The organism is Streptomyces sioyaensis (genome assembly GCF_004122735.1).
In the GTDB taxonomy this organism is placed as follows: domain Bacteria; phylum Actinomycetota; class Actinomycetes; order Streptomycetales; family Streptomycetaceae; genus Streptomyces; species Streptomyces sioyaensis.
This window is the reverse complement of record NZ_SDIF01000076.1, coordinates 21,698-31,611: the sequence shown is the minus strand read 5'-3', so window position 1 is coordinate 31,611 and position 9,914 is coordinate 21,698. Positions and strand designations below refer to the sequence as shown.

The 9,914-nt window shown below is 72.2% G+C and carries 7 protein-coding genes; 3 read left to right on the top strand and 4 right to left on the bottom strand.

Annotation, left to right across the window (positions count from 1 at the left end; all coding sequences use genetic code 11):
• Positions 1-69: 69 nt before the first annotated feature.
• The 4 genes from EST54_RS23175 to EST54_RS23160 form a co-directional block, all read right to left on the bottom strand.
• The gene (locus tag EST54_RS23175; RefSeq protein WP_129249656.1) at positions 70-1,758 is read right to left on the bottom strand and encodes an LCP family protein; all 1,689 of its coding nucleotides are present in this window, start codon (positions 1,756-1,758) and stop codon (positions 70-72) included.
• A gap of 71 nt (positions 1,759-1,829) precedes the next feature.
• A complete protein-coding gene (locus EST54_RS23170; protein ID WP_129249655.1) occupies positions 1,830-3,599 on the bottom strand; it encodes an LCP family protein in 1,770 nt (589 codons plus the stop codon).
• Positions 3,600-3,822: 223 nt separating this feature from the next.
• The gene (locus tag EST54_RS23165; RefSeq protein ID WP_129249654.1) at positions 3,823-5,049 is read right to left on the bottom strand and encodes an LCP family protein; all 1,227 of its coding nucleotides are present in this window, start codon (positions 5,047-5,049) and stop codon (positions 3,823-3,825) included.
• A gap of 171 nt (positions 5,050-5,220) precedes the next feature.
• Positions 5,221-5,982 (bottom strand): TIGR03089 family protein, encoded by a 762-nt coding sequence (locus tag EST54_RS23160; protein ID WP_129249653.1) that lies wholly within the window; start codon positions 5,980-5,982, stop codon positions 5,221-5,223.
• 129 nt (positions 5,983-6,111) lie between these two features.
• Between EST54_RS23160 and EST54_RS23155 the strand changes: the two genes are divergently transcribed.
• The 3 genes from EST54_RS23155 to EST54_RS23145 all read left to right on the top strand — a co-directional run bounded on the left by EST54_RS23155 (position 6,112) and on the right by EST54_RS23145 (position 9,903).
• On the top strand, positions 6,112-7,455 hold the full coding sequence (locus EST54_RS23155) for a peptidoglycan recognition protein family protein (RefSeq protein ID WP_129249652.1): 1,344 nt from the start codon (positions 6,112-6,114) through the stop codon (positions 7,453-7,455).
• Between the two features lie 363 nt (positions 7,456-7,818).
• Positions 7,819-8,901 carry a mannose-1-phosphate guanylyltransferase gene (locus EST54_RS23150; RefSeq protein WP_129249651.1) on the top strand — a complete coding sequence of 361 codons (1,083 nt, stop codon included), beginning with the start codon at positions 7,819-7,821 and terminating at the stop codon, positions 8,899-8,901.
• A gap of 96 nt (positions 8,902-8,997) precedes the next feature.
• Positions 8,998-9,903, top strand: a complete 906-nt coding sequence (locus EST54_RS23145; RefSeq protein WP_129249650.1) for a DNA-3-methyladenine glycosylase family protein — start codon at positions 8,998-9,000, stop codon at positions 9,901-9,903.
• Positions 9,904-9,914: the final 11 nt, after the last annotated feature.

Sequence of the window (9,914 nt, the reverse complement as noted above, 5' to 3'; positions counted from 1 at the left end):
GGCGGCGGGGGACCGGGTGGGCGGCGGGGAACCACCAGAAGGGGAACCCTCAGAACAGAAGGGGAACCCTCAGAAGCTGTACTGCGGATTCACCTTCATGCAGGCCTTGGAGTCCTCGCCGTTGAGCGCGTCCGCGCTGTCCGGGGCCTTGTCCGCGCTCTTCTCGTCGCCCGATGTCTTCGGGTACGCCGAGCCGGTGCGCCAGTCGTTGCCGATCACCAGCCGCATCCCGGTGGCCGAACTCGACTCCCGTACCGCGCCCTTGGGCAGACCGAGCGCCTTCGCCAGCGCCAGGGCGTCGCCGCGCAGCCTCTTGTCCCCGTAGGTGATCGTGGTGTCGGCCTGGGTGGTGAGCGCCGGGTCGGTGGCGGCCGCGCCGTAGCCGAGGCCGGCGAGCCGCTGCTGGATGACGGCCGCGCGGCCGGAGACCGGGCCGTTCACCGTGCTGTTGGTGCCGTTCTGCACCACCACCTTCAACTCGCCCTTGGGAGTCGAGGGCTTGGGCGCCGGCGCCGCCTTCTTCTTCTTGTCCTTGCCGTCCAGCGCGGTGTCGTTGCGCAGCAGCGCGAAGGTGGCCTCCGCGTCGCCGGGCTTGGGCTCGACGTACTGCTCGCCGGGGCCGTACTGCCAGGGCATGGTGACCATCGTGATGCGCTTGGTCGGCACCCGGTTGAGGTCGCCGCCCAGGTCGTAGAGCTTCTTGACGGTGTCCAGGCCGTCGTCGACGGTCAGTGACTTGGTCGCGGCCTCCGCCAGGTCGCGCAGCTGGCCCGGGTCGGTGAGCTTGGTGCCCTTCTTGAGCTGACGGACCATCGAGTTCATGTACATGTGCTGGGCCTTGGCCCGGCCGATGTCGGTGTTGTCCTCGAAGCCGTAACGGGTGCGCAGCCACTGCAGGGCCTGCACGCCCTTGACGGAGTGGGTGCCCTTGGTGAGCTTCAGCCCGCTGCCGTGGCCCTTGCTGTCGTGCGAGTAGACGTTGTTGTCGACACAGACCGGGACACCGCCGATGGCGTCCGCCATGGAGACCACACCGGAGAAGTCGACCATCATGAAGTGGTCGATGTAGACGCCGGTCAGCTCCTGCCAGGTGGCGAGGGTGCACCCCGGACCGCCGTGCTGGAGCGACTGGTTGATGGCCGCGGAGGTCTGTGGATAGACCTGGTGCGTCTTGGGGTCGGTGCACTGCGGGATCGTCACCCGGGTGTCCCGCGGGATGGAGATCACCGACATGTTGCTGCGGTCCGCGGAGACGTGCAGCAGCATCTGGACGTCCGCCAGCGGCTTGCGGTCCGCGTCCTGCCGGGCGCCGCCGAGCTTGATGTTCTCCGCGCTGTTACGGCCGTCGGAGCCCAGCAGCAGGATGTTCAGCGGGCTCTGCCCGAAGGCGTTGGGGTCCGGCTTCTTGAGCCCGCCCCCGCCCAGGGACCGCGGGGCCTTGCGGAGGTTGGCATTGAGGTGCTCGTAGTACCAGTACCCGGCGCCCGCGCCGCCCACTATCAGGACGGCGAGGGTGAGGGCCGTCCAGCGCAGCACCTTGCGGCCCTTGCCCCGGCGCGGCCGCCCCCCTTTGCGGTGGCCGCCGTCGGCGGACGTGTCCCCGTCCTCGGGGGGCACGCCGCCGTCGGCGGGCGTCCAGCCGGGGGCGTCCGGCGGCAGCCCCCCGTCGGAGTAGAGCCCGTCGTCCCAGCCCAACTCCTGTGCGTCCGGCTCGCGTCGTCGACGCGAGCGGTCACCACGCACACTGCTCTGCCGCATCTGGCCCTCTCCCCGTTCTCCGTCCGATGGTGCGCTCGGCGCCTCGGCGGGGCGGCCGGATCCTGCTCAGATCACTTCGCGCAGACGTTTTTGTCATCTGCATTGACGTTCTGCACCCCGTCCGGGGTTTCGGTCGGCGCCTCGATCGGTGAGCCCGGTGCCTTGAAGTCCTTCCCGAGGGTGAGCTTCATCGGCTGACGGTCACCGGCGTTCTGCGCCGACTTCTTCAGTGCGCTCTTGGGCAGACCCATCCAGTCGGCCAGAGTGGCGGCCTGGTCGGCCTGGTTGGGCGCGTATTCGAGGCGGGTGGCGGCCAGCTTCGCCGGGGCGTTGCCGGCGTTGGTGGAGAGCTTGGCGGCCTTGGAGTTCTGCAGCCAGTCCACGGTCTCCTGTGCCGAGCCGATCGGCCCGCCGCCGTTGGTGACATCGACCCGCACCTGCTCGGGCGGGGCCTTTTTCACCGGCGCGGACTTCTTGCCCTTGCCCTTCTTGCCCTTGGCCAGGGTGTGGTCCGCGCGCACCATGGCGAACAGCGGGTCCGCCGCGGTCTTGTTGAGAATGACGGTGGCCGGGTCCTTGGGGTTGTCCAGCACCGGCACCGTGGCGAAGGTGATCTTGTCGATGTCGACCTTCTTGAGGTCGTTGCCGAAGTCCAGCAGCTTGCCCGCCGTGCCGATACCGGTGTCGACGGTGAGCGCCTTGGTCGCCGCCTGGCTGACGTCGTAGAGCTTGCCCGGGCTGCTGAACGCGCTGGACTTCAGCTTGCGGATCAGCGAGCTGAGGAACTGCTGCTGCATCTTGATCCGGTCCAGGTCGCTGCCGAATCCGATGGCGTGCCGGGTACGGACGAACGCCAGCGCCTGCTCGCCCTTGACGATGTGCCGGCCGGCCTTCAACTTCAGGTGCGACTTGGGGTCGTTGAGGTCCTTGCCCGCGCACACCTCGACGCCGTCCACCGCGGTGGACAGCTCCTTGACGGCGTTGAAATCGGCCATCATGAAGTGGTTGATCTTCAGCCCGGTCATCTGCTCGACGGTGCGCCAGGTGCAGCCGGGGTCCCGGCCCTCCTGGCCCAGGCTGGTGTTGAAGCGCACCTGGTTCTCGCCCGGGACGATCTTCTTCGAGCCGTCCTTCTGCTTCGTCGGGCAGTTCGGGATGTTGGTGATCATGTCGCGCGGGATGCTCAGCGCGGTGGCGTTCGTCCGGTCCTTGGAGATGTGCATCAGGATCGTGGTGTCCGCGTGCCCGACGCTGCCGGCATCGCCGTAGCCGGAGTTGCCCTTACCGGATCGGGAGTCCGTCCCGATGATGAGGACGTTGACCGGGCCGCTGGAGACCGCTTCGTTCTCCACGCCGACGTCGACCTTGGAGATGTTGCCGTCCAGCTGCTGGTAGACGTAGTACGCGGCACCGCAGCCGGCGACGAGCACGAAGCTCACCACACCGGCCGTCCAGTACAGCGCCTTCTTCTTCCCGGACGCCTTCGGCTTGGGCTTACGGCGGCCGACCGGGCCCGACGCCGTTGCCGTCGCCGTCCGGTTGCCGGCCGCCCGGCGTGCCGCCCGGCCGCCGGACGGCGGTTCGCCGTCCTCGGCCGCGGCGCCCTCGTTCCGCCGGCCGCGCTGGGTCGGCAGCGGACGGGTGTCGGTGTCACCGCCCTCGCTGCCCGGCTTGCGCGCGGCGCGTCTGCTGCCGGGAGTCTTCCGGTCGGAGGGCCGAGCGGGGGCTTGACCGGCATGGTCAAGTCGCAGCTCGTAATTGCCGGTGTTCGGATCGAACACCCACTGATCGGCGGGATCGACGTTGTTGTCGCCCGCCCGCCCACGGCCTTGCGCGTCCACGGTGCCTTGAGTCCTCCGTCGGTGCCACGCGGCGCCATCCCCTCAAGGCGCTCGGTCGGTCGATCGTGCATTGCATGGTCATCGGTCGGATGGTGGCCCGACCGGATCGCTCACACTATCCGCCCAGTTCAGCGCCCCGCGACGCCCGTGACAAAATCCACTTACCTACAACTGGGCAATCCGCCCAATACATTCGAGTTGCCGGGTGTACTTTGCGGCATCTTTATTCGCAGCTCCCGTGTTCCGCGGTCGTCCCGGGAAAGGCCGGCCCCGAACCCGGCGCCGGCGAGGGTGATCCTTCCGGCCGGCCGGACGGTGCACCCTCTCCCGTGCGGACCGGTGCCTCCGCACTGTCGGGCGGGGGCGTCACGGTCACCCGAAGATCCCTGCGCAACTGCCCGAAGAGCCGTTCCGCGTCCGGTTGCACCAGCTCATCGCGGTTGCGGTCGAAGCGGTACTCCTCGCGCGGCACGGTCAGGAACTGGACCCGGTCGGTGGGAATGCTACGGGTGCTGCGAACCAATTCGTACAGCCCCCTCAGGGAAGCCAGTGCGGCGTCGGTGGTCAGGGAACTCGTCGCGGCATCGAGCACCGGATACAGCCGGGTCGGATTGAGCAGGACACCATTACTCTGCACTTTCTTCACGAGAGCCCCAAGAAACTGCTGTTGTCGCTGCATGCGCTGGGTGTCGCTGCCGTTGCCCAGGCTCTTGCGTGCCCGTACGTACCCGAGGGCGGCCTCCCCGTGCAGCGTCTGCCGGCCCGCGGGCAGCGTGAGGTGCGCCTCGGCGTCCTGGACCGGCCGGTTCAGACAGACCTGCACCCCGCCCACCGCGTCCACCATCCTCGTGAAGCCGACGAAGTCGAGGATCATGTAGTGCGCGACGCGGATGCGGGTGAGCTTCTCGACGGTACGGATCGTGCAGGCCGGCCCGCCGAGGGCGAACGCCGAGTTGAACTGGGCCGTCCGGGGACCGGTCTCGGTGCCGTCGGAGCGTTTGCAGTGCGGCACCTCCACCATCAGGTCGCGCGGGAGGCTCACCGCGGTGGCGCTCTTCCGGTCCGCCGCCAGGTGCAGCAGCATCGTGGTGTCCGAGCGCTGGCCGCCGCCGCGGCCGTATCTGCGGTTGCTGCCCTTACGGCTGTCCGAGCCGATCAGCAGCACGTTCTCGGCGTTCGGCGGGCCCGCGGGCGGCCGCTCGGACTCCCACTTGCGCAGCTCGCGCTCGGTGGCGCTGTCGGTGCGGATATTGCCGTTGAGCTTGGTGTACACCGCCCAGCCGGCTCCCGACCCGGCCAGCAGGGCGCCGACGGCCGCGGTCGCGGCCCAGCGCCACCGGTGCCCGCGGTACGGCGGGATGCGTGGCGGCCCCGGCCGGTCCGGCCCCAGCCCCCCGGCCGGGCGCTCGTCCCAGCCGGCGAACCGGGGAGGCTCGGGGGTATCGGTCACGTGTGCGTCCATCCCTCACGGAGTCGGCGTCGCGCCCGCACGCGGGGTCCGGACGGAACAGGAGACGGACGAAACCCGCGCATGGTTGTACGTACTCCAGATCCTGGACCTAAACGGGCGTACCGGCCCGCCGCGGGCGCCTCCGGTCGGCCGGACGGGGGAGCGCGCCCCTCAGTGCGGCAGCGGCGCCCTGAAGGTGATCTTCTCGCTGGTCTCGCGGGTGGCCGCGGCCGGTGCGCCCAGCTGGTCCAGGTGGCGGCACAGCACCACGGAGCCGCCGGTCACCAGCGGCGCGTACAGCCCGTACGACAGGCCCTGCCAGGTGTCGTACGGCAGCCCCGACAGCACCCGGGGCGCCGCCGGCAGCCCGGCCGCGTCCGCGTCGGTCCGCGCGCGTGCCACGACCCCGGCGCCGGTCAGCTCCTCGCCGTCGACGACGAGGGCCGCGCCCCCCGGATCCACCGGCGCGAACGGTGCGAACCGGTCGCCCTGGCCCGGTACCTCCACGGCGTAGTCCGCGAAACCCTGCGGCGGCTGCGGGAACCGGCCGCCCAGCGGCCGCAGCGCCAGCGCCACCCGCTCCCCGGAACAGGCGCGCGCCGCGTCGAGCCGGTCGGGCCCGGCGACGACGAGATCGGCGGCGGCCGGATCGCCGTCCACCTCCGCGACCACGCCCACCGACGAGCAGGCCAGCAGCCAGACGGCGGTCTGCCAGTGGGCGGGCAGCAGCAGCGCGAGCCGGTCGCCCGGTTCGGCGGCCAGATCGCCCTGGAGGTAGTTGGCGGTCTTGGCCACCCAATTGGCGAAGGTCGCGACGGACAGTTCCACGCGTTCGCCGGTGGCGTCGTCGTAGAAGGTCACCAGCGGGCGGGCCGGGTCCGCGGCGAGCGCGGAACTCAGCAGGTCGGCGGGGGTGCGATCGGTGGCGTTCATCGCGGCCAGGGTACGCGCGGCGGCAGCCGGCGGTAGGCCGGGAGCGGCCGGCCCGGGCCACCGGATCGGCCGATGCCCCGTCAGATCAGCATTGGCGCGTTCGGTCCGGCCGTGTCCACGATTTTGTTCATGCGCCCCTTCCTTGCGACCTGTCTCGGCGCCCTGTGCACCGCGGCCCTCACCCTGCCCCTCGCCGCGACGGCCGGTGCGGGCGCCGCCCCCGCCGCACCGCACCCGGCGCGCACCGACGACCTGCCGGGCAGCACCCAGTCCCTGCCGGTCGGCGCGCTCGGCGCCGCCGCCCCGCACACCCCCGACCGGGACACCGCCACGGAGCCCGCTCCCCAGGAGCTGGGACTGCCGCCGCGCACGGTGCGGCCGTTCTCCCTGCTGGGGGTCGTCTGGGACGACGCCGCCGCCGAGCTGCACGGCCGGGTCCAGGTCCGCACCCGCGCGAACGGCAGCGGCGACTGGTCGGGCTGGCAGGACGTCCAGGTCCACAACGACGACGCCCCCGACCTCGGCTCCGCCGAACGGCACGGCAGCGACGTACGGGGCAGCACCGCGCCGCTGTGGGTCGGTGACTCCGACGCCGTCCAACTGCGCATCACCCCCGAGCACAGCGACCGCGCACCGGCCGTGCTCCCGGGCGGGCTGCGGCTGGAACTCGTCGACCCCGGCGCGCCGCCGCGGAGCCTGCGCGCCGCCCGGCTCGACCCGCCGGCCCCGCTCTCCGCGGAGGCCGCCGCGGCCTCCGCCGCCAACGCCGGGTTCGCCCCGCTCGGCGCCACCGAGATCCCCGCCCTCGACCAGGCCGCGTCCCAGGGCGACATCGCCGCCGTGGACGGGCCGCGACCGGAACAGACCTTCGTCGGGCCGCGCCCCCGGATCGTCACCCGGGCCGGCTGGGGCGCCGACGAGAAGCTGCGCGAAAAGGCCTTCACCTACACCAAGACCGTGCGCGCCGCCTTCGTCCACCACAGCGGTTCGGGCAACAACTACAGCTGCGAAGAGGCCCCTTCGCTGATCCGGGCCATGTACCGCTTCCACGTCAAGAGCAACCACTGGCGCGACATCGGCTACAACTTCCTCGTCGACAAGTGCGGAACGGTCTACGAGGGCCGTGCGGGCGGCGTCGCCAAGCCCGTCATGGGCGCCCACACGCTCGGCTTCAACACCGACAGCACCGGAGTCGCCGTCCTCGGCACCTTCACCGACACCGAGCCGGACAAGCCCGCCGTCGATGCCATCGCCCGTCTGACGGCCTGGAAGCTCGGTCTCTACAACGTCGATCCGCGCGCCATGGCGCAGCTGCTCTCCGGCGGCGGAAACCGCTTCGCCAAGGGCACCAAGGTCTCCCTGCACGTCATCTCCGGCCACCGGGACGGCTTCACCACCGACTGCCCCGGCACCCACCTCTACGACAAGCTCGCCGCCACCCGCCGCGCCGCGGCCACCCTGCAGGGCCGCTGACCGCGGCGGCCGGGCCGGGGCGGCGCGGGTTTGCGGCGTCCGGTGGGGCGCATGTTGCCGGGACCACTAAACCGTTCCTGCCCCCGACACGTCCTAGTGATCACGACGTTCGCGCCGCCGGCCCGCGCTCCCCATGGCGTGTACGGCGCCGGGGGACCGCCACCGCCGAGGTTTTTGCGCGCCCGTCTGCCTACACTGGTCGGCCGATCGGCCGACCCCAGCAGGAAGCAGAGAAGACACCGTGAGCGTCGCACGCGCGGCCGCCGGGCCGCGGTCGACGACCGAGAGCCGCACCGCTGCTCCCTCCTTGCCCGCCATCGGGCAGAAGGGCCCCAGCGGGCGGAGAAGCGAACAGAGGACACATTGACAGAAGCGATCCTCCTGGTCGGCGGCAAGGGCACCCGGCTGCGCCCGCTGACGGTGCATACGCCCAAGCCCATGGTCCCGGCGGCCGGTGTGCCGTTCCTGACCCATCAGCTGGCCCGCGCCCGGGCCGCCGGCGTCGAGCACATCGTCCTCGCCACCTCCTACCTCGCGGAGGTCTTCGAGCCGTACTTCGGTGACGGATCCGCGCTCGGCCTGCATCTGGAGTACGTCACCGAACAGGAGCCGCTGGGCACCGGCGGCGCCATCCGCAACGTCGCCTCGCGCCTGCACTCCGGCCCGGACGACCCGGTGCTGATCTTCAACGGCGACATCCTCACCGGGCTGGACATCGCGGCCCTCGTCGACACCCACCGCACCTCCGGCGCCGAGGTCTCGCTGCATCTCACCCGGGTCGAGGACCCGCGCGCCTTCGGCCTGGTGCCCACCGACGACACCGGCCGGGTCACCGCCTTCCTGGAGAAGCCGCAGACCCCCGAGGAGATCGTCACCGACCAGATCAACGCCGGTGCGTACGTCTTCAACCGGTCGGTGATCGACACCATCCCGGCCGGCCGCCCGGTCTCCGTCGAACGCGAGACCTTCCCCGGACTGCTCGCCGACGGCGCCCACCTCCAGGGCATGGTCGACTCCACCTACTGGCTCGACCTCGGCACCCCGCAGGCCTTCGTCCGCGGCTCCGCCGACCTGGTCCTCGGCCGCGCCCCGTCCCCGGCGGTTCCCGGCCGCCGCGGTGACCGCCTGGTCCTGGAGACCGCCGAGGTCGCCGCCGACGCCAAGCTCACCGGCGGCACGGTCGCCGGCCCGCGCACCGTCATCGGCCCCGGCGCCCGGATCGACGGCAGCGCGGTCCTCGAAGGCGCCGTCATCGGGGAAGGCGCCCAGATCCGTGACTCGCTGATCGGCGCCGGCGCGCGCATCGGGGCCCGTACGGTCCTCGACGGTGCGGTCATCGGCGACGGGGCGCGCATCGGCGCCGACAACGAACTGCGCGGCGGCATCCGCATCTGGTGCGACGCCGATATCCCGGCCGCCTCGGTGCGTTTCTCCTCCGACCAGTAGGCCGCCCGCCGGGGGGCCGGGCGCGCCCGCCGGGGCCCGGGCGGCGTTGTCCACAGGCCCCGGCACCGCCCCGGCGCCATCGCCTAATCTGGCCGCATGCCCGACCGCACCTGGGTTCCGCCCGGCCCGTTCGACCTGCACCGCACGCTGGGTGTGCTGCAGCGGGGCCCGGGCGACCCCGCGTTCGCGGTGCGCGGCGGCGAGCTGTGGCGCGCCTCCCGTACGCCCCAGGGCCCCGGCACCCTGCGCGTGGCGGCCCGCCCCGCGGACGGCCGGGTCGAGGCCGAGGCCTGGGGCCCGGGCGCCGCATGGCTGCTGGAGCAGCTGCCCGAGCTGCTGGGGGAGCGCGACGACCCGGAGCGGCTGACCGCCCGGCACCGCATCGTCCATGAGGCGCGGCGCCGCCACCCCGGCGTCCGGCTCGCGCGCACCGGCCTGGTCCTGGAGTCGCTGATCCCCTCGGTCCTGGAGCAGAAGGTCACCAGCGACGAGGCCTACCGCGCCTGGCGGCTCCTCCTGCAGCGGCACGGCGAGCCCGCGCCCGGGCCCTGGGAGCGGATGCGGGTGATGCCCGAGCCGCGCGGCTGGGCGCTGATCCCCTCCTGGGAGTGGCACCGCGCGGGCGTCGACGCCAAGCGCTCCGGCGCGATCCTGCGCGCGGTGCGGGCCGCCCGGCGGATGGAGGAGGCCGCGCGGATGGATCTCGCCGAGGCCACCCGCCGGCTCATGGCGATACCGGGCATCGGCCCGTGGACCGCCGCGGAGACGCTCCAGCGCACCCTCGGCGCCCCGGACGCGATCACGGTCGGCGATCTGCATCTGCCGAAGATCATCGGCTATGCCCTCACCGGCCGCCGCGGCACCACCGACGAGGAGATGCTCGACCTCCTCGCCCCCTACGAGGGCCAGCGGCACCGCGCGGCCCGGCTGATCCTGCTCTCCGGCCGCGTCCCGCCGCGCCGTGCGCCGCGCTTCCCGGTGGGGGACATCGCCCGGCTGTGAGCCCGCGCGCG

Excerpts from the sequence above, each read along its gene's own strand:
- EST54_RS23155 (WP_129249652.1), top strand. The coding sequence starts at position 6,112 with ATGCGCCCCTTCCTTGCGACCTGTCTCGGCGCCCTGTGCACCGCGGCC.
- EST54_RS23160 (WP_129249653.1), bottom strand. The coding sequence starts at position 5,982 with ATGAACGCCACCGATCGCACCCCCGCCGACCTGCTGAGTTCCGCGCTC.
- EST54_RS23175 (WP_129249656.1), bottom strand. The coding sequence starts at position 1,758 with ATGCGGCAGAGCAGTGTGCGTGGTGACCGCTCGCGTCGACGACGCGAG.
- EST54_RS23145 (WP_129249650.1), top strand. The coding sequence starts at position 8,998 with ATGCCCGACCGCACCTGGGTTCCGCCCGGCCCGTTCGACCTGCACCGC.